At 47.0% G+C, this 22,675-nt stretch carries 23 protein-coding genes; 9 read left to right on the forward strand and 14 right to left on the reverse strand.

Going from position 1 to position 22,675, the window contains the following annotated elements:
* Positions 1-140: 140 nt before the first annotated feature.
* Genes pspF through putP form a run of 7 tightly spaced genes read left to right on the forward strand, consistent with a single transcriptional unit; the run spans position 141 to position 8,083 of the window.
* Positions 141-1,241, forward strand: a complete 1,101-nt coding sequence (pspF, locus tag CWI76_RS03105; protein WP_126758895.1) for a phage shock protein operon transcriptional activator — start codon at positions 141-143, stop codon at positions 1,239-1,241.
* A complete protein-coding gene (locus CWI76_RS03110; RefSeq protein WP_126758896.1) occupies positions 1,241-2,863 on the forward strand; it encodes an ABC transporter substrate-binding protein in 1,623 nt (540 codons plus the stop codon). Before pspF ends, CWI76_RS03110 begins: the two co-directional genes overlap by 1 nt.
* Positions 2,850-3,878: an ABC transporter permease gene (locus CWI76_RS03115; RefSeq protein ID WP_126758897.1), complete on the forward strand. Its 1,029-nt coding sequence runs from the start codon at positions 2,850-2,852 to the stop codon at positions 3,876-3,878. The genes CWI76_RS03110 and CWI76_RS03115 overlap by 14 nt, the downstream gene beginning before the upstream one ends.
* Entirely contained in the window at positions 3,868-4,767 is a 900-nt protein-coding gene (locus tag CWI76_RS03120) for an ABC transporter permease subunit (protein WP_126758898.1), read from the forward strand. Before CWI76_RS03115 ends, CWI76_RS03120 begins: the two co-directional genes overlap by 11 nt.
* Positions 4,764-5,762 carry an oligopeptide/dipeptide ABC transporter ATP-binding protein gene (locus tag CWI76_RS03125; protein ID WP_126758899.1) on the forward strand — a complete coding sequence of 333 codons (999 nt, stop codon included), beginning with the start codon at positions 4,764-4,766 and terminating at the stop codon, positions 5,760-5,762. Before CWI76_RS03120 ends, CWI76_RS03125 begins: the two co-directional genes overlap by 4 nt.
* Positions 5,755-6,555 carry a peptide ABC transporter ATP-binding protein gene (locus tag CWI76_RS03130; RefSeq protein WP_126758900.1) on the forward strand — a complete coding sequence of 267 codons (801 nt, stop codon included), beginning with the start codon at positions 5,755-5,757 and terminating at the stop codon, positions 6,553-6,555. Before CWI76_RS03125 ends, CWI76_RS03130 begins: the two co-directional genes overlap by 8 nt.
* A 4-nt stretch (positions 6,556-6,559) precedes the next feature.
* Positions 6,560-8,083 carry a sodium/proline symporter PutP gene (putP, locus tag CWI76_RS03135; protein WP_126758901.1) on the forward strand — a complete coding sequence of 508 codons (1,524 nt, stop codon included), beginning with the start codon at positions 6,560-6,562 and terminating at the stop codon, positions 8,081-8,083.
* A 117-nt stretch (positions 8,084-8,200) separates the two neighbouring features.
* On the opposite strand, the gene CWI76_RS03140 is transcribed toward putP, so the two are convergent.
* Genes CWI76_RS03140 through CWI76_RS03150 form a run of 3 tightly spaced genes read right to left on the reverse strand, consistent with a single transcriptional unit; the run spans position 8,201 to position 10,873 of the window.
* Entirely contained in the window at positions 8,201-9,238 is a 1,038-nt protein-coding gene (locus CWI76_RS03140) for a patatin-like phospholipase family protein (RefSeq protein WP_126758902.1), read from the reverse strand.
* Positions 9,239-9,264: 26 nt separating this feature from the next.
* A complete protein-coding gene (gene recA / locus CWI76_RS03145; RefSeq protein ID WP_126758903.1) occupies positions 9,265-10,332 on the reverse strand; it encodes a recombinase RecA in 1,068 nt (355 codons plus the stop codon).
* 58 nt (positions 10,333-10,390) lie between these two features.
* The gene (locus CWI76_RS03150; protein ID WP_126758904.1) at positions 10,391-10,873 is read right to left on the reverse strand and encodes a CinA family protein; all 483 of its coding nucleotides are present in this window, start codon (positions 10,871-10,873) and stop codon (positions 10,391-10,393) included.
* Between the two features lie 52 nt (positions 10,874-10,925).
* Between CWI76_RS03150 and mutS the strand changes: the two genes are divergently transcribed.
* On the forward strand, positions 10,926-13,508 hold the full coding sequence (mutS, locus tag CWI76_RS03155; protein WP_126758905.1) for a DNA mismatch repair protein MutS: 2,583 nt from the start codon (positions 10,926-10,928) through the stop codon (positions 13,506-13,508).
* Between the two features lie 42 nt (positions 13,509-13,550).
* Here the strand turns inward: mutS and rpoS are convergent, their stop codons facing one another.
* Genes rpoS through ftsB form a run of 9 tightly spaced genes read right to left on the reverse strand, consistent with a single transcriptional unit; the run spans position 13,551 to position 19,878 of the window.
* Positions 13,551-14,519 (reverse strand): RNA polymerase sigma factor RpoS, encoded by a 969-nt coding sequence (gene rpoS, locus CWI76_RS03160; protein ID WP_126758906.1) that lies wholly within the window; start codon positions 14,517-14,519, stop codon positions 13,551-13,553.
* Positions 14,516-15,421 carry a peptidoglycan DD-metalloendopeptidase family protein gene (locus tag CWI76_RS03165; protein WP_241967937.1) on the reverse strand — a complete coding sequence of 302 codons (906 nt, stop codon included), beginning with the start codon at positions 15,419-15,421 and terminating at the stop codon, positions 14,516-14,518. The genes rpoS and CWI76_RS03165 overlap by 4 nt, the downstream gene beginning before the upstream one ends.
* Positions 15,357-15,935, reverse strand: a complete 579-nt coding sequence (locus CWI76_RS03170; protein WP_126758908.1) for a YqaA family protein — start codon at positions 15,933-15,935, stop codon at positions 15,357-15,359. The genes CWI76_RS03165 and CWI76_RS03170 overlap by 65 nt, the downstream gene beginning before the upstream one ends.
* A complete protein-coding gene (locus CWI76_RS03175; RefSeq protein ID WP_126758909.1) occupies positions 15,932-16,567 on the reverse strand; it encodes a protein-L-isoaspartate(D-aspartate) O-methyltransferase in 636 nt (211 codons plus the stop codon). Before CWI76_RS03175 ends, CWI76_RS03170 begins: the two co-directional genes overlap by 4 nt.
* Entirely contained in the window at positions 16,564-17,319 is a 756-nt protein-coding gene (gene surE / locus CWI76_RS03180) for a 5'/3'-nucleotidase SurE (protein WP_126758910.1), read from the reverse strand. Before surE ends, CWI76_RS03175 begins: the two co-directional genes overlap by 4 nt.
* Before the next feature lie 4 nt (positions 17,320-17,323).
* Positions 17,324-18,394: a tRNA pseudouridine(13) synthase TruD gene (gene truD / locus CWI76_RS03185; RefSeq protein ID WP_198678550.1), complete on the reverse strand. Its 1,071-nt coding sequence runs from the start codon at positions 18,392-18,394 to the stop codon at positions 17,324-17,326.
* Positions 18,387-18,872: a 2-C-methyl-D-erythritol 2,4-cyclodiphosphate synthase gene (gene ispF / locus CWI76_RS03190; RefSeq protein ID WP_126758912.1), complete on the reverse strand. Its 486-nt coding sequence runs from the start codon at positions 18,870-18,872 to the stop codon at positions 18,387-18,389. The genes truD and ispF overlap by 8 nt, the downstream gene beginning before the upstream one ends.
* The gene (gene ispD / locus CWI76_RS03195; protein ID WP_126758913.1) at positions 18,863-19,585 is read right to left on the reverse strand and encodes a 2-C-methyl-D-erythritol 4-phosphate cytidylyltransferase; all 723 of its coding nucleotides are present in this window, start codon (positions 19,583-19,585) and stop codon (positions 18,863-18,865) included. The genes ispF and ispD overlap by 10 nt, the downstream gene beginning before the upstream one ends.
* A gap of 5 nt (positions 19,586-19,590) precedes the next feature.
* A complete protein-coding gene (ftsB, locus tag CWI76_RS03200) occupies positions 19,591-19,878 on the reverse strand; it encodes a cell division protein FtsB (RefSeq protein ID WP_126758914.1) in 288 nt (95 codons plus the stop codon).
* Positions 19,879-19,985: 107 nt separating this feature from the next.
* Between ftsB and CWI76_RS03205 the strand changes: the two genes are divergently transcribed.
* Complete coding sequence (locus tag CWI76_RS03205) at positions 19,986-20,711, forward strand: sulfite exporter TauE/SafE family protein (protein ID WP_126758915.1); 726 nt, start codon at positions 19,986-19,988, stop codon at positions 20,709-20,711.
* On the opposite strand, the gene CWI76_RS03210 is transcribed toward CWI76_RS03205, so the two are convergent.
* Positions 20,708-21,334 (reverse strand): hypothetical protein, encoded by a 627-nt coding sequence (locus tag CWI76_RS03210; protein ID WP_126758916.1) that lies wholly within the window; start codon positions 21,332-21,334, stop codon positions 20,708-20,710. The two genes, CWI76_RS03205 and CWI76_RS03210, sit on opposite strands and share 4 nt — an antisense overlap.
* An 18-nt stretch (positions 21,335-21,352) precedes the next feature.
* Entirely contained in the window at positions 21,353-22,651 is a 1,299-nt protein-coding gene (gene eno, locus CWI76_RS03215) for a phosphopyruvate hydratase (protein ID WP_126758917.1), read from the reverse strand.
* Between the last annotated feature and the right edge of the window lie 24 nt (positions 22,652-22,675).

Consider the following 22,675-nt stretch of genomic DNA (forward strand, 5'->3'; position numbering starts at 1 on the left):
TTTTATAAATTGCTCTAAACCGTTTAAATTCAATGTTTTTTTCGGATTTAGCAAAAAATGATTTGACGCACTGTGCTTATGAAATACACTAATAATTAGTCAAATTCACCAATAACGATAATAACAGCGTGGTGCTAGCCATGAGTCGCTTCCGCGAAGCTGATAATTTAATCGGACAAGCTAACAGCTTTCTTGCCGTTCTTGAGCAAGTTTCTCAGATTGCCCCTCTTAATAAACCAGTTTTAATTATCGGCGAACGCGGCACGGGTAAAGAGTTAATCGCCGCCCGCTTGCATTTTTTGTCGAAACGCTGGGAACAAAACTACATCAAATTAAACTGCGCAGCGCTTAGTGAAAGCCTTTTGGAAAGTGAGCTATTTGGTCATGAGGCTGGTGCGTTTACCGGCGCTCAAAAACGCCACGAAGGCCGCTTTGAGCGCGCTGACGGCGGTAGCTTGTTTCTTGATGAGCTTGCGAATACATCGGCTTTGGTGCAGGAGAAAATTCTGCGCGTCATCGAGTATGGCGAGTTTGAACGCGTCGGTGGTACTAAAACCGTACGCGTCGACACTCGCTTAATTGCTGCGACCAATGAAGATCTTCCTACCCTAGCTGAAACGGGCAAGTTTCGCGCCGATTTACTCGACCGTCTCGCATTTGATGTCATCACCTTGCCACCACTAAGGGAGCGCCGTGAAGATATTTTGGTACTCGCCGAACACTTCGCCATTCAAATGGCGCGCGAGTTAGAATACGAGCTATTCAGCGGTTTTACCGAGCAGGCTCGTAAAACGTTGCTCGATTATCACTGGCCAGGTAACGTACGCGAGTTAAAGAATGTTGTTGAGCGTTCAGTTTATCGAATTGGCAATGGTCATGTTCCTGTCAGTGAGATTATTATCGACCCGTTTAACAGTCCCTATCGACCGGCGGCAGCGCCCCATCGTGAAAGCAATTCGCAGCCAAAAGCTGAAACGGAAGCTGCTACCGCAGCCACCAACGAACGTACCTCACCCGCACCAGCGCCGAGTGGTACTGAAGCGGTCGGTGTATGTGTTGATTTTGACAACGGCGGTATTGATTTTAAAGAGGTCACCGCTGAATTTGAAATTGAAGTCATTCAACGTGCTCTACAACACGCACAATTTAACCAAAAGAAAACAGCAGAAGTGCTTGGACTCACCTATCATCAATTGCGTGGTTACTTAAAAAAATACGCTTTGCTTGAGGGACAGGGTTAATGTTCAAACAGCTGATGGTAGCGTCAGGCACCTTATTGCTGGCCGCCTGTGGTCCGGTACAAACTGATAGTGAAGTTTATCAAGACGGTTTAGTCTACTGCTCAGAAGGTAATCCAGAGATATTTAATCCTCAGTTAGTAACGTCTGGTACCACCGTTGATGCAACCTCAGCACAACTTTATGATCGGCTACTCGATTACGATGCGAAACAACAACAGTTCGTACCGGCTTTGGCTCGGGGCTGGCAATCTTTTGACGATGGCCGGCGTTATCGATTCAATTTGCGTAAAGACGTTAACTTTCACCATACGGATTGGTTTACACCAACGCGTACCTTTAATGCTGATGATGTGTTATTTAGCTTTCAACGTTGGTTGAATGAACAACACCCTTATTATCCGGTCAACGGCGGTCGTTATCCATTTTTTCGCTCGAGCGGCTTAATTCGTCTGATTGAACATGTCGAAAAAATTGACGATTACACCGTTGATTTTCATCTCGCACAATCTGACAGTTCGTTTTTAGCGAATGTAGCGACAGACTTTGCAGTTATTCTATCGGAAGAGTACGGGCAACAGCTTATTGCAGCGGGTAACCCGGAGCAAATCGATCGCCTACCGGTTGGCACTGGTCCTTTTGCGTTTGAATTATTTCGCAAAGATTTCGTCATTCGCTACAGTGCTCATAAAGATTATTGGCGCGAACAGCCCGAGATTAAAACACTCGTCTATGTCATAACGCCTAATGCCAATAAACGCATGCTTAAACTGCTAACAGGTGAATGCGACGTTATTCCCTATCCGTTAGTGAACGAATTATCGCAACTCGACCAAGATGCACAAATCGAAGTTGGGAGTTCAGTTAGCCCTAATGTTTCGTTTTGGGCCTTTAATACGAAACAGCCGCCTTTCGATAATGTAATTGTTCGACGGGCATTAGCACATGCCATTAATCGCCCGGCAATTATTCAAACTATCTATAGTGGCAACGCGCGCTTAGCAACCGGCATGTTACCGGAAACCTCTTGGGCATACAGCCCAGTGCAACAAACTTATCCTTATGATCCAGCGAAAGCGCGCGAATTGCTGGCTGAAGCAGGATTCCCGAATGGTTTTAGTATGGACATTTGGGCGATGCCCGTACAACGAGCCTACAACCCAAACGCGCAACGTATGGCAGAGCTGATTCAATCCGATTTAGCTCAAGTTGGTGTGCAGGCGAATATCGTAAGTTACGAATGGAACACTTTCCGACAACGGTTGGTTGAAGGTGAACACGATAGTGTTTTAATTGGATGGGTTGCGGATAACGCCGATCCCGATAATTTTTTTAGACCCACCCTCAGTTGCGCAGCGGCCCGCTCTGGCAATAACCGTGCACAATGGTGTAATCCTGAGTTTGATCGGCTGCTCATTGAAGCGATTGCCGAGAGTGATCTGGATCAGCGCAAACACCTTTATCAAGCGATTGAAGATTTTGTTATGCAACAGGCGCCTCTGGTTCCAATAGCAAATTCATTGCGTTTTCAAGCGCATCGTGACGATGTCGAAGGGGTGGAGCTTCCGCCTTATGGTGGCATAAACTTTCGTTATGCGCGGAGGATAAAAGATGCTCCGCTATAGCTTACGCCGTATCGTCCTACTCATCGTCACCTTGTGGCTATTGTCACTACTGATATTCTCTTTGAATTATTGGTATCCAGGCAATGCCGTTACCAATATGACGGGAATTTCCGCCAGTAACCCACTAGCTTATCAAGAGGTTTATGTCGCGCGTGGCTTTGAAGATGGCATCGTGACGCAATATGGCGAATTTATTCGTCATTTATTGCAAGGTGATTGGGGTCTATCATTGGTAACCCAACAACCAGTATTTGCAGAAATAAAGCCGTTATTAGGTGCCACCATTGAGCTTGGCTTACTCGCCATGTTTCTCGCAATGGTATTAGGCATTCCGCTTGGTGTTTATGCTGCCGTACAACAACGCGGGCCAATGGATCGCATTGTAATGGGCGTTAGTTTGAGTGCCTACTCAATTCCAGTGTTCTGGTTAGCTCAGTTGTTTATCCTTCTATTCGCAGTAAAACTGGGCTGGAGCCCTATTTCGGGACAAATTAATCCGCTCTATGCCATTGAAACCCAAACCGGTTCAATTCTTATCGATATTTGGTTAAGTGATTCACAGTTTAAAACAGCGGCATTTTACGACGCCCTAAATCATTTGTGGGTGCCGGTCATTGTTCTCGCGATGATGCCACTTACCATGCTGATTCGAATCATGCGCAATGCAGTGCTCGACGTGCTTCAACAAAACTATATAAAAGCGGCGCGGGCGCGTGGATTGAGTGATTCAACCATCATGTTTCGGCATACACTGCCAAATGCGATGCAGCCCGTTGTGCGACAGCTCGGACTGCAATTTAGCGTGTTAATGACCAACATCGTCATCACCGAAGTGATTTTTAACTGGCCGGGGCTCGGTAGTTGGCTGGTGAAGAGTATTTATGAACGCGATTTTCCAGTGATTCAAGCCGGATTGCTTATTTTAGCCTCGCTGATTCTATTGGTGAATCTATTCGTCGATTTATTACACGCTTGGCGATATCCGCAGGTAAGGAAAGAAATCGATGCAGAATAATCGCAGTATCTACTACCAATATCGCGAACCATCGCCATTGCGCTCGCTGTGGCTGCACATGAATACTAATCCATTTGCGGTAGCAGCCTTTTATATATTTAGTTTTATGCTATTAGCGATGATTTTGTCGCCGATTATTGCGCCCTATAGCCCTGACGCTCAGTTTAGCGATGCCATTTCGCAACCCCCCGCTTGGCATGACGATGGTGAAATACGATTTCTCTTTGGAACCGATGATTTGGGTCGTGATTTATTATCGCGTGTGTTATCTGGTGCGGTATATAGTCTCGGCTATCCGCTTATGGCAACTGCAGCCGCCGCCTTTATCGGTATTGCAATTGGTGCTTGGGCGGGGATGAGTCGCGGCGTTCAATCTTCCACATTAAATCATCTGCTTGATGTTGTATTATCCATTCCATCGCTCCTGCTGGCGCTTATTATTATCGCTATTCTTGGTCCGGCGCTACACACAGTGATGATTGCCATTACAATCGTATTAATTCCACAGTTCATTCATAGCGTCCATAACGCATTTTATGAGGAACGCAACAAAGAATACGTTATTGCCTCGAAACTAAACGGTAGCTCACGCTGGTACATTCTAACCCGGGTTATTTTCCCAAATATTACGTCTGTTGTTGTCATGCAGGTGACTTTTGCCTTATCGACAGCCATTCTCGATATTGCTGCGTTAGGCTTTCTTGGTCTAGGCGTGCAAGCCCCAGCACCAGAATGGGGTACCATGCTCGCACGCAGCCTTGATCAGGTATATCTATTACCGTGGACGATGGTACTGCCGGGCCTTGCACTGTTTTTAACCGTGCTCTCAATAAATGTGCTCGGTGATAGCCTACGCGCAGCAATTCAAGAACGGATACGTGGCTCATGAGCAATATTTTAGATATTCGCAACCTCACCATCGAGCTCGAAACAAGTGCCGGCGTGGTAAAAGTTCTCGACAAGCTCAGTTTGCAACTTGCCGAAGGTGAAATTCATACGCTAGTCGGTGAATCAGGCTCTGGCAAAAGCTTGCTCGCAAAAGCAATAATGGGGTTTATTAATCCACGCTGGAAAATTACTGCCGATAGACTGTGGTGGCGGCATTATGATTTGTTGGCTTTAAATCCCGTGCAGCGCCGACTCGTCACTGGCCGCGATATGGCGATGATTTTTCAGAACCCAGGCAGTTATCTTGATCCGAATACCAAAGTTGGTGAGCAACTGCGAGAGACCATTCCACAAAGCGAACTGAAAGGTATTTATCTGCGCCGCAAAGCGACACGTACAGTTCGCGCAGAACGGCTGCTGCATCGAGTTGGTATTAAAGATACCGCCAAAGTTATGAACAGTTATCCGCAGCAATTGTCCGAGGGTATCGCGCAGAAAGTAAGTATTGCAATGGCGATTGCTCACAATCCCAAGCTACTTATCGCCGATGAACCCACAACGGCAATGGAGCCTAATACTCGCAATCAGATTTATCGGTTACTTGCCAAACTGAGTGCAAGCCAAGGGATGAGTATTTTGATGATTACTCAGGATTTGACGGCCATCATTCCTGAGACGCAACGCATGAGTTTGGTCTATTGTGGTCAATTAATGGAGACAGGACCCACCGAAAAACTCATGAGTGAACCTTTCCATCCGTATACCGATGCCATGTTGAAAATGAGCTTCTTTAACCAAGATGTTGCGCCGAAGACACGATTACCAACTCTAACGGGAGCTATTCCAACATTGCAACACATGCCAATTGGATGTCGCTTGGGTCCTCGATGTCCGAACGCTCGTCGTGCATGTATTCATCAACCGCGCCTTAGTAAAGTGAAACAGCATCAGTTTGCTTGCCACTTCCCGCTAATCGAGATTGTGCATCATGACTGACCTATTGGAGGTTCGTAACCTCAGCAAATATTATAGCTTTAAAAATGGTTGGCTCCGCCCTACCCGAGTCTGTGCGCTTGAACCGATCAATTTTTCAGTCAAACGCGGCGAGACTATCGCCATTATGGGTGAAACGGGCTCAGGTAAGTCAACTCTAGCGAAACTCATCGCTGGTGCTGAAGTTCCCACTTCTGGGGAAATCTATTTAAACGGCGAATTACTCGATCCGAACAATTATCAGCAACGCTGTCGTGAAATCCGAATGATTTTCCAAGATAGTTTCGGTTCACTCAATCCACAGTTAACCATCGGCAAGCAGTTACTTGAACCATTGCGTTTCAATACGGCGTGGACACCAGCCGAACGGCAAGAGCACGTATATGTCACCTTGCAAAAAGTTGGCTTGTTGCCAGATCACTTTGATTTTTATCCGCACATGCTTTCAAGTGGTCAACAACAACGCGTGTGCATTGCGCGAGCAATAATCCTAGAACCTCAAATTATCGTCGCAGACGAGGCATTCGCCTCATTGGATCCATCGATTAGAGCTCAAATTATTAACTTAATACTCGATCTACAAGAAGATATGGGTATTTCTTTCATTTTCGCGTCACATTCGCCGGAGATCGTTCGTCACCTTGCTGACAAGATCTTAATAATGCATCGTGGTAAAATGATTGAGTTTGATTCCACACAGGCGCTACTAACAAATCCGAAAGAGCAGTTGACCAAAATACTGCTGCAATCGGAGCAATTGAATAAAGCGCTTAAACACACAACAACACAGGAGTAAGGCTTTGGAAACAGGTACTCTCGTTTCATTAGCACTCTATTTTATTGCCATGTTAGGTATTGGTTTTTATGCCTACAAGAAATCAACGGATGATGTTTCTGGCTACATGCTTGGGGGAAGAGCTTTAGGGCCCGGTGTTACGGCATTATCAGCAGGCGCATCTGATATGAGCGGCTGGATGCTCATGGGTCTTCCAGGTGCGATTTATGTCTCTGGTGTTTCACAATTATGGATAGCTGTCGGTTTGCTTATTGGCGCCTATTTAAACTATCTCATTGTGGCGCCGCGGCTACGCACTTATACCGAAGTAGCGAACGACTCAATTACTATACCTGATTATTTCGCTAACCGATTCGACGACAAAACTCGCGTGCTTCGCGTATTTTCGTCGGTGGTAATTATTATTTTCTTCACCTTGTACACGTCGGCAAGTTTAGTGGCCGGCGGTAAATTGTTTGCGAGCTCAGCGTTTGGTCTTGATTATAGCTTGGGCTTATGGGTAACAGCTGGTGTCGTCTGCGCATATACACTGTTTGGCGGCTTCTTGGCGGTATCGATGACCGATTTTGTGCAAGGCTGCATCATGTTTGTAGCGCTTGTATTAGTTCCGGTAGTCGCCATCTTCGATTTAGGTGGCATCGGTCAAGTGACCAGCACGGTAGAATCCATTAACCCGGATTTTCTTAAGTTCTTCCGAGATGGCTCTATCGCCGATCCAATGCTCAATCAGTTATCCATTCTAGGCATTATTTCATTGCTCGCTTGGGGGCTTGGATATTTTGGTCAGCCACATATTATTGTCCGTTTTATGGCCATTCGTTCGGTAAAAGATATCCCGACAGCTCGTCGTATCGGTATCAGCTGGATGTTTGTTTCAATTATCGGTGCGATGGTAACCGGCTTTGTTGGCATCGCTTATGTTGCGGAAACCAAAATGCAGCTTAATGATGCTGAGACTATTTTCATCATTTTCTCGCAGTTTCTATTCCATCCCCTCATTTCTGGTTTCCTATTGGCAGCTATTTTAGCGGCAATTATGAGTACAATTTCGTCACAGCTATTGGTGACATCAAGCTCACTCACCGAAGATTTTTACAAAGCGTTCTTGCGTCGTGATGCGAGCGATCGAGAACTTGTCACTGTCGGACGAATTTCGGTGCTGTTAGTATCTTTAGTAGCTATTGCGCTGGCATGGGATCCGAATAATACAATTCTAGGCCTCGTTGCTAACGCTTGGGCTGGTTTCGGAGCTGCATTCGGCCCAGTAATCATTCTGAGTCTGTTCTGGAAGCGTATGAACCGTCATGGCGCATTAGCTGGCATGGTATCAGGCGCAGCAACAGTGCTCTTCTGGATTTATGCGCCTGTACTTGCAGATGGCGCAACATTGAGCAGTATCGTTTATGAAATTATTCCAGGCTTTATTGTTTGTACTTTAGCAGTCATCGTTGTCAGTAACTTGACCGCTGATCCAGCTAAAGAGTTACAAGATACCTTCGAAGAAATGGAAAAAGTGATTCACTCTTAACTACAAGAGCGATATTAGCACTTAGATATTGGATATTAGCTAAAGAGCAAAAACAAAAGGCGCCGCAAGGCGCCTTTTTTCTGTCTAATATCTAAGTGCTAATATCGTCTTTGCTTTTTACACGCCGCGACGTTCGGAGAAGAGCTGAAGTTCGGACAAAATAAAATCTTTCATCCGCATCGTCGTTTCATATCCCACATCAATCGCTTCATTACCACGCTCAAACTCCATCAAACTAATGTGACCAAGTTTCGGTTGAATTAAAATATCTGGCGGATCGCCAGCCAATCGAGCTTTCGTGATACGTTCTTGCATAATATCAATCGAGCCAGCCATCACACCTAACATGCCTGGGGCCTTATAAGATTGACCATTAAACTTATCTTTCATCGAATCCCAATATTGCTGACTGGTCGACAAAAAACTCTTGAAAAAACCTTGCTCCGCATCCTCGCTTGGATGCACGCCATCCTCGGAAGCTTCCGTTGTGGTTGGCGTGTTGTGGCCATGTACATCCGCCTGCGGTTCACTCTGATTCTTACGCAAATTTTCATGACCAGGAGCCACATATTTATTCCGCGCTTCAATCGCTGTTGTTGTCAGCTGCGAGTTCAGATTCACTGCAATCACAAAGTCGGAACCGAGAGCTCGGCATAACGATACAGGAACCGGATTGACGAGGCCGCCATCAACGAGCCAACGACCTTTAACACCGGTCGGCGCTAATAACCCTGGCATTGAGCAAGATGCTCGAGAAGCATCATAAACATCACCTTTTCGAAGCCATATCTCGCGCCCAGTAAATAAATCAGTCGCGACAGCCCCATAGGTAATCGGCATATCTTCAATATTAATTGCACCAAACAAGTCGCGGGCGTGACTAAAAACCTTCTCGCCTTGAATGATGCCACCATGACTTAACCCAAAGTCGAGTAAATTGAAAACTTCCCAACGTCCCATATCGCGAACCCACTCCTCGAGTTCGTTAAGACGCCCAGAAGCAAAACCGGCTCCCACGAGGGAGCCGATTGAAGTGCCTGCAACCATGTTAATTTCAATGCCCATATCTTTTAGGGCCTTAATCACACCAATGTGTGACCATCCGCGGGCAGCGCCGGAACCCAGCGCTAATGCGACTTGAACATACTGACTCATGGTAACATTGTCCTAAAAAATGAGAGTTAGATAAGATCGTCATCCATCATAACATCATCTTTTGCTTCAGCAACTTCCGCTACGGCAGACTTACTACCTTTAACAGGTTTTGCTAATAGCTGTTCGCGAATCTGTTGCTCAATATCCGCAGCAACCGCAGGGTTATCGAGCATAAATTTCATCGCATTTGCTTTGCCTTGGCCAATCTTATCGCCTTTGTAGCTATACCACGCACCCGCTTTATCAATAATCTTTTGCTTCACACCAAGATCAATCAACTCGCCTTCTTTCGAAATACCGGCGCCATACATGATTTGGAATTCAGCTTGTTTGAACGGTGGTGCAACTTTGTTTTTCACCACCTTCACACGGGTTTCGTTACCAACAACTTCATCGCCTTCTTTTACCGCACCAGTGCGACGAATATCGAGACGTACCGATGAGTAGAATTTCAGCGCGTTACCGCCAGTTGTGGTTTCTGGGTTACCAAACATCACACCAATTTTCATTCGAATTTGGTTGATAAAAATACACATGCTGTTTGATTTCTTAATATTCGCAGTCAATTTACGTAAAGCTTGCGACATCAAGCGTGCTTGTAGCCCCACATGGCTATCACCCATTTCGCCTTCAATTTCAGCTCTTGGCGTTAGTGCCGCAACCGAGTCAACCACAACGACATCAACGGCGCCTGAACGCACCAACATGTCACAGATTTCTAGTGCTTGTTCACCAGTATCTGGCTGTGAAACAAGTAACTCATCAACATTGACACCTAGCTTTTCGGCGTAGATAGGATCAAGGGCATGTTCCGCATCAACAAACGCACAAGTTTTTCCTTTCTTCTGCGCTTCTGCAATGACTTGTAAGGTGAGCGTTGTTTTACCACTTGATTCAGGTCCATAAATCTCAACCACACGGCCAAATGGAAGCCCGCCAATACCAAGTGCGATATCCAGTGTTAATGAACCAGTTGAAACTGACTCGATGTCCATTGCTTGGTTATCACCCAAGCGCATAATTGAACCTTTACCAAATTGACGTTCAATTTGCCCTAGCGCGGCGTCGAGTGCTTTTTGTTTATCGTTGCTCATGTTAATGTCCGTTCTGTTGGTCATGTTGTAACTAAGTGTACTGTAAATTTATACAGTATCAAGTAATTTTTTCAAAACTTCGCAAAGCCTCGTCAATTGTCGCCTTGCGAACTTGCGTTCGACTCCCTGCAAACACTTTATGCCAAGTTATACAGTGGTTTTCCCAAGCTAATCCAAACCATACCAAACCAACTGGCTTTTCCGGTGTGCCTCCATCAGGACCGGCGATTCCGGTCACCGCAATGGCCACATCACCACCGCTATTCGCTAATGCACCGGAGGCCATGGCTGCCGCCGTTTCACTCGAAACAGCACCATAGCGCGCCAAAGTGACATTAGGAACATTCAATAGCTCATGTTTGAGCGTATTGGTGTATGTGATAAAACCACCGGCAAACCACGCTGAGCTGCCAGGAATCGAACTAATAGCATAACCAATTCCACCACCAGTGCAGGATTCCGCAGTGACAATTTGCCATTGACGTTGTTGTAACCACTTACCTAAATCTACTGCTAAATCGTGACGTGTTTGTGATACCATTTGACTATTCCCTTATACGCGGTATATCGACTCTATACGGATAATAACAGGCATGTCGAACCCACAAAATAACTCGCAAAAAAATTCAGCACATACGCCCATGATGCAGCAATATCTGCGGATAAAAGCAGAACATGCTGATACCCTATTATTCTATCGCATGGGTGATTTTTACGAACTTTTCTATGATGACGCAAAACGCGCTGCTGAGTTACTTGATATTTCACTAACCGCGAGAGGAAGCAGTAACGGCCACCCCATTCCAATGGCTGGCGTGCCTTATCATGCAGCTGAAAACTATTTAGCACGTTTACTCGAACTTGGTGAATCGGTCGCTATTTGTGAGCAAATTGGCGACCCCGCAACCAGCAAAGGCCCCGTTGAACGCCAAGTCGTTCGGATTCTTACCCCCGGCACACTGACTGATGAAGCTTTGCTTCCCGCCGCACAAGAAAATTTACTGGTTGCCGTGAATCCCGGCGATAACTTCGGCATTGCTTGCCTTGATATGGCAAGTGGTCGTTTTACGGTACTTGAGGCAAATAGTCGTGAGCAACTTCGTGCCGAACTCGAACGTTTACAACCAGCTGAAGTGTTGTACCCAGAAACTTGGCAATTTAGCGACAAAGAATTGAATTGCAGCTGTTGTCGCCGTCGCCCCGAATGGGAATTCGATTTTGCCAGTTCTGAGCAGCTACTCTTGCGCCAATTTCAGGTAGCGCACCTTGATGGATTCGGTATTAGTCACCTACGCACTGCCGTTGGCGCAGCCGGTGCTATCTTAACCTATGTCAAAGCGACGCAGCGCGCGGCATTACCTCATATTACATCGATTATCGCGGAACGCTACGACGAAGCCATCATGCTCGATGCCGCAACACGTCGAAATTTAGAACTGGTGCGCTCGCTAAGCGGACAGAAAACCGCTTTGTTTGATGTACTGGATAGCACCAGTACCGCCATGGGAAGCCGCTTGCTACAACGTTGGCTACAACGCCCTTTACGCCAACATCAGCAACTCAACAGTCGTTACGATGCGGTTGGTGCTCTCCAACAAATTGATTTTCATGAACTTCACCAACAGTTACGCCAAGTCGGCGATGTTGAACGTATTTTGACCCGTATCGGCTTACGCAGTGCACGCCCTCGTGATCTCGCTCGATTACGCGTTGCACTGCAGACCTTGCCCAGTATTCAAAACTTAATTCAACATCCTAATCTGGCTCCATGGCAGCAAGCTATCTCTACGTTTCCTGAACTTGCTGATTTACTTGAACAAGCGATTGTCGAGCAACCGCCCATGCTCATTCGTGATGGCGGCGTTATTCGTGACGGTTTTGACGAAGAGCTTGATGAACAGCGCCAGTTAGCCGCGGGCGCAACCGATTTTCTTCAGCAAATTGAGGCACGAGAGCGACAGCGCACTGGTATCATGACGTTAAAAATCGGCTACAACAAAGTTCACGGTTACTATTTAGAGGCGAGTCGTGCCGCGAGCGCACAAATTCCGGCCGACTACCAACGTCGCCAAACATTAAAAAATGCTGAACGCTATATAATTCCCGAGTTAAAAACCTACGAAGATAAGGTACTTCAAAGCCAAAGCCGTGCGCTTACTCGTGAAAAATGGCTATACGAAAGTCTCATTGAACAATTAGCCGAACATCTACAACCATTGCAACGTACCGCTTTGGCATTAGCTGAAATCGACGTGCTTCGCAGTTTTGCTGAACAGGCAATTACCTATCAATATCAGCGTCCGGAACTGGTTGAACAAGTTCAAATTGAGCTCAGCGATGCGCGGCATCCGGTGATTGAACGGTTACAGCAAGAACCGTTTATTGCGAATGATGTTAGTCTAACACCACAACAACGATTACTTCTGATTACCGGCCCGAATATGGGTGGTAAATCAACGTATATGCGGCAAACTGCGTTACTTGCGATTATGGCGCATTGCGGTAGTTATGTCCCTGCAAGAAAAGCGGTATTTGGCCCTATCGATCGAATTTTTACGCGTATAGGCGCTTCCGATGATCTCGCTTCGGGGCGTTCAACGTTTATGGTCGAAATGACTGAAGCAGCAAATATTTTGCACAATGCTACTGACAAAAGCTTAGTACTTATGGATGAAATAGGTCGTGGTACATCAACCTATGACGGGCTTGCTTTAGCGTGGGCCTGTGCCGAAGCATTGTTAGATAAAAACCGTGCCTTAACGTTATTTGCGACACACTATTTTGAATTAACACAAACCATCGGTCAGCATGCGGGGGCGCTCAATGTTCATGTTGAAGCGACAGAACATGGCGACACCATTGCTTTCCAACATAAGGTTAAAACCGGTGCCGCGAGTCGTAGTTTTGGCGTGCAAGTAGCACAACTTGCTGGCTTACCAACCTCCGTGCTACAGCAAGCAAAACAGTATCTACAACAACTTGAAAGTGATCATCACGGTGTTGTCGAAGCGCTGCCAGCTCAGGCATCTGCTGCGCCGGCACAGGCGCCGTTATTTGAAGTTCAACCGAGCGCGCTTGAACAAGCGCTTGCTGACTTAGATGTAAATCAATTAACGCCGATTGAGGCGCTAACGTGGTTAGCGCAGTGGCAACAAAAAATGCGCACTAGCGATTAAGCTTGTGCGCATTGAGTTCGTCGATAACAATCGAATTGCAATTTAATCGCGATGAAACAATGAATCTAAGCTCAAGCCTTGCTGCCTAAGCATATCGCGTAAACGTCGTAACGCTTCAACTTGTATTTGCCGCACCCGTTCACGCGTCAGACCAATTTCACGTCCAACATCTTCTAACGTGGCCGGCTCATAACCTAACAAACCAAAACGGCGTGCCAATACTTCACGCTGCTTTTCATTTAAATTTTCCAACCAAGTCATGATGTGATCGCGCACGTCTTCTTCTTGCATATCGCCTTCCGGACCGTAATCGTTATCGTCCGTAAGCATATCGACAAGTGCTTTATCGTTGTCGCTACCGCCCATAGGCGTATCGACAGAGGTAACTCGTTCGTTGAGACGCAACATCCGGCTCACATCGGCTACCGAAACATCGAGTTTTTCAGCAATATCTTCCGCGGTTGGTTCATGATCAAGTGTATGCGCTAATTCCCGAGCCGCTCTTAAGTAACTATTTAGCTCTTTGACGACATGAATAGGCAAGCGAATAGTGCGCGTTTGATTCATAATTGCGCGCTCAATGGTCTGACGAATCCACCAAGTCGCATAAGTAGAAAAACGAAAACCACGTTCAGGATCAAACTTTTCAACCGCACGAATGAGGCCGAGGTTACCCTCTTCAACCAAATCAAGTAGAGCCAATCCACGGTTGGTATATCGACGGGCAATCTTCACAACCAAGCGCAAGTTACTTTCAATCATGCGCGCTCGTGCTTTAGCATCCCCTTTACGGGCTAAACGAGAAAAATGAACTTCTTCTTCGGCACTTAACAGCGGTGAGTAACCTATTTCACTCAAATATAACTGCGTCGCGTCCATTTTCTTTTGGTAATTGACACGATTGGCAAGAATTTCTTCGAATGCCTCATCACTGTCATCGGGCGCAGATTGCTCCATTGACAGCAACTCTTGCTCATCAATTTCGTCTATGTCTTCCTGATCTCGACTCATTGTGTCCCCCGAGGCAAATAGTGCCGTGGATTTACCGACTTTCCGCGAAACCGCACTTGAAAGTGCAGTTTCACACGTTCCGCATCGGTATCGCCCATGGCGGCGATTTCATCGCCTTTGTTGACCCATTGTTGCTCTTTCACTAACAGCTTCTGGTTATGGGCATAGGCCGTAATATAGTCATCGTTATGTTTCAAAATAATTAACTGACCATACCCTTTTAATGCATTGCCTGCATAAACCACTTTCCCCGCGGCTGCGGCATAAATCGGATCGTTGCGATTACCGGCAATATCTAAGCCTTTGCTACCCGTTTCAGCTGTTGAAAACTCTTTCAACACACGCCCGCTGTTAGGCCACTGCCAAACAATATCTTTGCTTGCTGGGAGTGCCGGTTCTGTTTTTTGCGGCGGCAATGGCCGACTCGCTACAGACTGTTGCTTTGTTGTTAACGGCTTGCTTTTATTTTGTTTACTCTGCTGTTCACGATACTCTTTCTTTGGCGTCGACGCAATGGTTTGTGACGTGTTCGCTGGTCTCGTCGGCGTCGTTGCGGAAGCCGTTGCCGTTAACCGCAATTTCTGTCCCGGCACTATCGTATATGGTGCTGGGATGTTATTCCATTGTGCCAATGTTCGCACATCTTCGTTGGCACGAAACGCAATGGAATAAAGTGTATCGCCCTGTTCGACGGTATAGGAGGGAGATGTCAAACTAGCCGGCTCAAAATCATGAATGGTTTTGCCTTTATATAATCGGGTAACCGGTGCTGGCTCAGTCCGCTGCGCACACCCAGAAAGCACTAGAATCAGCGCTATTGATAACCCAATCAGCTGTTTAACGCGTCCACACATAAGCGATGATGGCGAGTATAACCATCCCCCAACCGATACGGTCAACATAGGTTCGTAATTGTACCGCCATTTTCGGTCCACCTGTTTTCAGTAACCACGCCACTAAAAAAAATCGTAAGCCACGGCTAATCACAGAACCTAAGACAAATGGCAGAAACGCCACACTCAGCATGCCGCCAGTTACAGTAAATAGCTTATACGGCAGTGGCGAAAATCCGGCAATGAAAATTATCCAAAAACCGTATTCATGGAACCAACTGGTAACCCGTGCCAATTTTTCTTCGTACCCTGCCCATTCAACCAACGGCAGTACGACAGGATCAAACAAGAAGTACCCTAGCCAATAGCCGGCAATACCACCAAGCACTGATGCGATTGTGGTTATCCAAGCAAACTGCCAAGCACGCTGCGGCTGTGTCATCGCCATTGGTGCTAGCATAACATCCGGTGGAATTGGAAAAATAACCGACTCAGAAAAACTCAACCCAGCAAGAATTGCCGGCGCGCGGCGATGTTGTGACCAACTTAAAACTTTGTCATAGAGCCAACCAAATAGCTTCATGTAGTTGCCCCTGGTACTAACGGTACAAATTTCACTTCACCCAATTCCTTTTGTTCAAATTCGTCGCCAAAACGACGCACGACAATGAGTCGTTGTGTGGTGGTGCCAACTGGAATGACCATCACGCCGCCATCGGTTAGCTGTTGTAGTAACGCCATCGGCATGGAACTCGCAGCTGCAGTGACGATAATGCCATCGAATGGAGCTTTGCTTGCCCACCCCTGCCAACCATCGCCATGGCGCATTGATACGTTGTGTAAATCGAGTTTCTTTAATCTTCGCTTGGCTTGATACTGCAATTCAGCAATTCGTTCCACGGAATAAACATGATTCACTAACTGTGCCAAAATTGCTGTTTGATAGCCACTACCTGTACCAATTTCTAACACTTTTTGACAATCATGTTGCATTAATAATTGCGTCATTGACGCAACCATCAGTGGCTGCGAAATAGTTTGTCCCTGGCCAATTGGCAGCGCTGTATTTTCATAGGCTTTGTGAGCGAGCGATTCGGGCATAAACAAATGCCGGGGCGTGGTTCGAATGACATTTAACACGGCCGTATTAGTAATGCCTTCAGCGCGTAATTTATCCGCTAATTTACGCGCCATACCTTGAAAATTCTGAATCATGTTGTCGTGTTCGTTAACCAGTTAGACAAAGTGTCTTGATGACTCCGCGCCGTCATATCCAAACTTAACGGCGTTATCGAGACATAACCTTCACGCACGGCGTGAAAATCGGTTCCCTCGGCATCGTCTTGATGACCACCAATCGGACCGTACCAAAAGATGTCGCGACCAAAAGGGTCTTTGCTTTGCACCATTGTTTCGGCTCGGTGACGACGCCCCAGACGGGTCACTTTGTAACCTTTGAGATCGTCATACGGTACCGCTGGTACATTAATATTCAAAATGGTGTCCAAGCGCAGGGGTTGTTCTGCCATACGGCTGACAATATCCGCAACAACCTGAGCTGCCGTATCGTAGTACTCATCACTACGTGAACCCATCGAAACCGCAATGGCAGGCAAGCCCATGAAGCGCCCTTCCATTGCCGCGGCAACGGTACCTGAATACAGCACGTCGTCACCCATGTTTGGGCCATCATTAATGCCGGAAACAACCAAATCAACATCATCAGCGAGTGGCGAATTGGTACCGAGGTGGACACAATCAGTCGGTGTCCCGTTCAGTGAATAAAAGCCGTTAGGTAAACGCTGCATCCGAAGCGGATTATGGAGTGTTAACGAATTACTGGCGCCGCTGCAGTTGCGATCTGGTGCAATAACACGAACTTGAGCAATATCTTTTAAACGCATGTAGAGCGCTTCAATCCCGGGTGCATGTACACCATCGTCGTTGCTGACTAACAACTTCATCATGAGTTTAATTACCTTGTGTTGGTTCACTAATTAGGGCGCTATTGGGAGTACTCATGGAATCACAAATCAATTCACGTAATACACTCGTGGCAAAACTACCACGCGGCAATGAGAACTCGAGTTCAGCGCAATCATCTGCTAACCAGCGTAGTTGCGGGTTCTGTAACGTCATCAGTAATGGGCGACGGGCATGGTCAACCCGCTGTTTAGCTAAGCCGTCCATTAACTCTGGATACCGCCGGCAAATCGACTGTTCAAACTCTGCTATCGACGCGGAGCTTGCCCATTTGTCGCTGCCTGGCAACGGTGCTGTCAACATGATATCACCCTGCGAATAGCGCTCAAACAAACTTGCGTCTAACGTATCAACAACGAAAAACGACTGACTACCCTGTAACATGACAGCATCGCCAATTTCCGGCATCAAACGTTGCGTAGAAATGCGTTCGCTTACCACTTGGTTAAATAAAAATGAACGAGCCGCTGATAAATATAAACCGATTTGATTGCGGGTTAACCGGCGTTTCAATTGTCCCGAAAACCAGCGTTTGGCTTGCTCAATATTCTGACCATTGTGACCAAAGCGCTGTTCACCAAAATAGTTTGGCACACCTTGCTCGACAATTTGCTGCCAGCGTTGCTTAAATTGTTCAGTTTGATCAATATCTCGGATTTTCAATACAAAATGATTAGCGCGGTGCGTTCCGGTTTTAAGTTTTTTGGGCTGCAGCGCGGCTTTTTCTACCGAAAATTCAGGATGCTCTAGGGTTTCCCACGGTAGCAGCGCTTGGCCTGGTAGCTGCACTGAAAACCATTGGTACGTAACAGCATGGCGATCTTTTAAACCGGAAAAGCTGACATCTCGTTCTTTTACCCCCGCAAACTTGGCTAATTGACCGGCTACAAAAGCAGTGTTCGCTCCTTTTTTCTTAACCCATAGCCATTGATGCTCGCCGACTTGTTCGCTTGGTTCAGTAACCGGTAATGCCAACACTTCGGTTACCTGAAAATCTTCAGGTGAAGCTTTAAACGTGCCACGGCAGGTCGGAATTCCATGTAAATAGGCGTCAGTCACGGGCAATACTCGGCATCAACAGAACAACGGCATGACAAGCGATACCCTCTTTTCGACCGACGAAACCAAGCTTCTCGGTCGTCGTCGCTTTCACATTTATTTGGCTTACATCGGCGGCTAAAAGTGCAGCAATACGCTCCCGCATGGCTGGAATGTGGCCCGCCAGTTTTGGGGCTTGGGCAACGACGGTAACATCGAGATTACCCAGCTCGAACCCTTGGTGCTTAACCAACCGATAGACATGCTGTAACAGTTTTCCGCTATCAGCACCGGCATATTGTGCATCCGTATCAGGAAAATGTTGCCCAATATCGCCTAGGGCAACTGCGCCAAGCAATGCATCAGCAACTGCATGTAATATGACGTCACCGTCAGAATGCGCAATCAAGCCTTGCTCATGTGGTACTTGAATACCACCAAGTGTTAGTGGCCCGTCACCACCGAATTTATGCACATCATAACCGTGCCCTATTCGCATGCTTGCTCCTTTGCCATTAAAGCGATAAACATTGCCGCCAAGCGCTCGTCACCAGGCTGCGTAATTTTAATATTGGTTTGCTGCCCCACCACTAACTTCGGATGTCCACCGGTAAGTTCAATGGCAGAGGCTTCATCGGTAATTGCCGCATGCTCAACCCCAAGCTGACGCAGTGCCTCAATAAGCTGTTCGGCGCGGAAAACTTGAGGTGTTAGCGCTCGCCATAATCCTTCGCGCGGTACACTGTTGGCAATAATATCGGCTTTAGCGACTTGCGTTTGTTTGATGGTATCGGCAACAGGAAGAGCAAGAATGGCGCCATCGCCATGTTCAATTCCTGCATCAATCACAGCTTTCAATTCAGACAATTGTAAACACGGTCGCGCAGCATCATGCACCACAACCCAATGGAAGCCATCCGCTTGTGCCGCTGCAACGCCGGCAAATACCGATGCGGCACGAGTGGCGCCGCCAACAACCAAATGTACTGGGCAGTTCGTTTTAAAATGGATTGACTGCACTCGTATATCGTCCGCGGCGACAGCAATGTAGATAGCAGCTACACGGTTATCTGCAGCGACAGCAGCGACACTGTGTTCAAGAACTGTTTTGTCGGCAATGCGAAGATACTGTTTTGGCTCGGCCAGACCCATACGACTGCCGATACCGGCAGCAGGAATTACTGCGGCAACCTTAAGCTGGTTATGCATCATCTCTATTAATTCGTTGTTTGTTTCACTGGCACAATGCGGAAAAAGGTTTCGTGCCGCTTAATCAACCCAAGTTCGTTACGCGCGCGCTCTTCAAGTGCAACCTGACCTTCGCGCAAATCCGCGATATCAGCCGCTAACACTTGGTTGCGCTGCGTTAATCGTGTATTGGTTTCCGCTTGTCGCACCACATCTGACTGTAAGTGCCAATAATCTGGTAAGCTGTTTTTACCGAACCACAGCCGATATTGAAGCGCAATGAGAGCGACAATAAAGATGAGTTTCAATAATCGCATAGCTGTCCCCACTTGCTGTTGTTCGTTATTATAAATAAATGCAGCAGTACTGCTAGTATATCGACCTTTGTCGTAAAGCCCAACGATTAATCGAGAGCGTCTTTATTATGGATTACCTGTTGATCACCTTGATTATTTTCATTGGTGCATGCCTTCAAGGTATTACTGGATTCGGTTCTGGTCTGATTGCGGTGCCTTTACTCACCTTGCTGCTGCCCTTGAGTGTCATTACCCCTACCTTGTCGATAATAAATTTTGCCATGGCAACTTACCTCGCCTGGATGCTTCGACATTCAGTACAAATTCGGCAGTGGCGATGGCTATTATTAACTGGGGTTATGGGCACACTCGCTGGCAACTGGTTACTCAATCATATTCGCTTAGATTGGCTACAAATGGGTATGGCTATTATGGTGATAACAGTCGCGCTGCTATTTTGGTTTGGGGTGCAATTAAAGCATCGCAGTACACCAGGATTGCAGTCAGTGACGGGATTATTGGCTGGTTTTAGTAACGGTGCTTTGACGCTTGGTGGCCCACCAGTGGTGTTGTTCTTAACCGGTAATGGTCTCGATCGCCTTGCTTTTCGCGCAACGCTAACCATTTTCTTCTGGGTGTTAGCGTTAACCAATATTGTGTCGTTTGGCGTTCAGCAACGCTACGAAGCAGCGCATGTTCCCATTGTTATATGTCTTCTCATTGGTGCCATTAGTGGTGCTTGGTTGGGTCACAAAATCAGCGATAAGCTTTCTGAAAGACTATTTCGCAAGCTCAGTCTTCTGTTAGTGATTATTGCCGGAGCAATCGCTTTTGCGGGTGCTTGGAATGCTTAAAAAGTAACAGTGGTTGCCAACAAGACTTCGCGCAACGCCAACGTTCGTGGGTCAATTCGGCCTTTGTGATTCCATTGATGGCCGCAAAATGCGGGCGCTAAATTGGCATGATCAGGACGCAACAATCGTAGTTTATCCCCTTCTACTTCGAGGCATTCACCTTGAAATGAAAACCAACCATGCATGTTGCAATGGACACGCTGTTGCGCTTTATCGATTCGATCAATGGAATCTAAACGAGCTTGCTGAATCGGCAGACGAAAATCAAAAATAGGCACAGTATCACCTAAGCGTGCAGAGTGTGTCAGCCAACGCTGTAATTTACTCGGTTGCGTAGCGCTAACGCTTAGTTGCCGTTTTTGTGGTGTCTGCCAGCTCGCATTTTGAATATCGAGCGTATAAGGTGCGTCACTTTCTAACATCCCTTGGGCGGCATTTTTAACGTGATAAGGCAGACTTTGTAAGCGCCGTTGAAGTAAAGAAATCGATACCTGCGGTTGCTGAGAGAGCTGTTTTAGTTCGCGCTCATATAACGCCATACAGAGCTCTGCAAAAACAGCAGAGCTCACACCCACCGTCGAGGTAGATGTGAGCTGCTGAAAGATATCGCTTTGATGTGTCACGGTAGTGACCCGTTCAGCTTAGCTTTGCTTCGCGTTCACTTCAGCACGACCACGATATGGCGCTTCGCCATTCAGTTCGGCTTCAATGCGCAGCAACTGGTTATACTTAGCAACGCGGTCAGAACGGCACAACGAGCCCGTCTTAATTTGTCCCGCCGCGGTACCGACCGCCAAATCAGCGATGGTCGCATCTTCAGTTTCGCCTGAACGATGTGAAATAACTGCGGTAAAGCCAGCTTCACGCGCCATACGAATTGCCGCTAAAGTTTCCGACAAGCTACCAATTTGGTTAAATTTGATCAAAATGGAGTTACCAATACCTTGCTCAATGCCGCGTTGCAGAATTTTTGTGTTGGTGACAAATAGGTCATCACCGACTAATTGCACACGGTCACCAAGACGATCGGTTAAGACTTTCCAGCCATCCCAGTCGCTTTCGTCAAGACCATCTTCAATTGAGATGATTGGGTATCTCTGACACAGACCGTCAAGGTACTCTGCGAAACCAGCGGCATCAAACGATTTTCCTTCACCCGCAAGGTTATATTTGCCATCGCGATAGAACTCAGATGCGGCACAGTCGAGAGCCAACGTAACGTCGTCACCCATGCGATAACCCGCTTTTTCAACCGCTTCAACTATCACGGTAAGCGCTTCTTCGTTGCTCGCGAGGTTCGGTGCAAAGCCTCCTTCGTCACCAACGGCAGTGCTTAACCCGCGCGCTTGCAACACTTTTTTCAAGGCGTGGAATATTTCCGCACCCATTCGCAAACCTTCTTTGAAGCTTCGTGCGCCAACTGGTTGAATCATAAATTCTTGAATATCAACATTGTTGTCAGCGTGTTCACCGCCGTTGAGAATATTCATCATTGGCAATGGCATGCTAAATTTACCAGCTGTACCGTTGATTTCAGCAATGTGCGCATACAATGGCATGCCTTTGCTACTTGCCGCTGCTTTCGCTGCAGCTAAAGACACCGCCAAAATAGCGTTGGCACCCAGCTTTTCTTTATTTTCAGTGCCATCAAGATCCAACATAATCTGATCAACACGCTGTTGGTCAGTGGCATCAACGCCCGCTAATGCTGGCGCAATGGCGTCATGAATATTGGCTACAGCCTTTTCAACGCCCTTACCTAAATAGCGCGCCGGATCACCATCGCGCAATTCTAACGCTTCACGTGAACCGGTTGATGCACCGCTCGGCGCTGCCGCGCGACCCCAATGGCCGTTATCTAAAAACACATCGGCTTCAACGGTTGGATTGCCGCGTGAGTCCATAATTTCACGAGCTACAATTTTGCTGATTGCTGCCATGACAGTAACCTACTCCTGTTAATA

Origin of the sequence: Pseudidiomarina marina (assembly GCF_003987045.1) — a bacterium.
GTDB classification, from domain to species: Bacteria; Pseudomonadota; Gammaproteobacteria; order Enterobacterales; family Alteromonadaceae; genus Pseudidiomarina; species Pseudidiomarina marina.

Excerpts from the sequence above, each read along its gene's own strand:
- pspF (WP_126758895.1), top strand. The coding sequence starts at position 141 with ATGAGTCGCTTCCGCGAAGCTGATAATTTAATCGGACAAGCTAACAGC.
- CWI76_RS03110 (WP_126758896.1), top strand. The coding sequence starts at position 1,241 with ATGTTCAAACAGCTGATGGTAGCGTCAGGCACCTTATTGCTGGCCGCC.
- CWI76_RS03115 (WP_126758897.1), top strand. The coding sequence starts at position 2,850 with ATGCTCCGCTATAGCTTACGCCGTATCGTCCTACTCATCGTCACCTTG.
- CWI76_RS03120 (WP_126758898.1), top strand. The coding sequence starts at position 3,868 with ATGCAGAATAATCGCAGTATCTACTACCAATATCGCGAACCATCGCCA.
- CWI76_RS03125 (WP_126758899.1), top strand. The coding sequence starts at position 4,764 with ATGAGCAATATTTTAGATATTCGCAACCTCACCATCGAGCTCGAAACA.
- CWI76_RS03130 (WP_126758900.1), top strand. The coding sequence starts at position 5,755 with ATGACTGACCTATTGGAGGTTCGTAACCTCAGCAAATATTATAGCTTT.
- CWI76_RS03140 (WP_126758902.1), bottom strand. The coding sequence starts at position 9,238 with ATGAGTCAGTATGTTCAAGTCGCATTAGCGCTGGGTTCCGGCGCTGCC.
- recA (WP_126758903.1), bottom strand. The coding sequence starts at position 10,332 with ATGAGCAACGATAAACAAAAAGCACTCGACGCCGCGCTAGGGCAAATT.
- CWI76_RS03150 (WP_126758904.1), bottom strand. The coding sequence starts at position 10,873 with ATGGTATCACAAACACGTCACGATTTAGCAGTAGATTTAGGTAAGTGG.
- mutS (WP_126758905.1), top strand. The coding sequence starts at position 10,926 with ATGTCGAACCCACAAAATAACTCGCAAAAAAATTCAGCACATACGCCC.
- rpoS (WP_126758906.1), bottom strand. The coding sequence starts at position 14,519 with ATGAGTCGAGATCAGGAAGACATAGACGAAATTGATGAGCAAGAGTTG.
- CWI76_RS03165 (WP_241967937.1), bottom strand. The coding sequence starts at position 15,421 with ATGTTGACCGTATCGGTTGGGGGATGGTTATACTCGCCATCATCGCTT.
- CWI76_RS03170 (WP_126758908.1), bottom strand. The coding sequence starts at position 15,935 with ATGAAGCTATTTGGTTGGCTCTATGACAAAGTTTTAAGTTGGTCACAA.
- CWI76_RS03175 (WP_126758909.1), bottom strand. The coding sequence starts at position 16,567 with ATGATTCAGAATTTTCAAGGTATGGCGCGTAAATTAGCGGATAAATTA.
- surE (WP_126758910.1), bottom strand. The coding sequence starts at position 17,319 with ATGATGAAGTTGTTAGTCAGCAACGACGATGGTGTACATGCACCCGGG.
- ispF (WP_126758912.1), bottom strand. The coding sequence starts at position 18,872 with ATGCGAATAGGGCACGGTTATGATGTGCATAAATTCGGTGGTGACGGG.
- ispD (WP_126758913.1), bottom strand. The coding sequence starts at position 19,585 with ATGATGCATAACCAGCTTAAGGTTGCCGCAGTAATTCCTGCTGCCGGT.
- ftsB (WP_126758914.1), bottom strand. The coding sequence starts at position 19,878 with ATGCGATTATTGAAACTCATCTTTATTGTCGCTCTCATTGCGCTTCAA.
- CWI76_RS03205 (WP_126758915.1), top strand. The coding sequence starts at position 19,986 with ATGGATTACCTGTTGATCACCTTGATTATTTTCATTGGTGCATGCCTT.
- eno (WP_126758917.1), bottom strand. The coding sequence starts at position 22,651 with ATGGCAGCAATCAGCAAAATTGTAGCTCGTGAAATTATGGACTCACGC.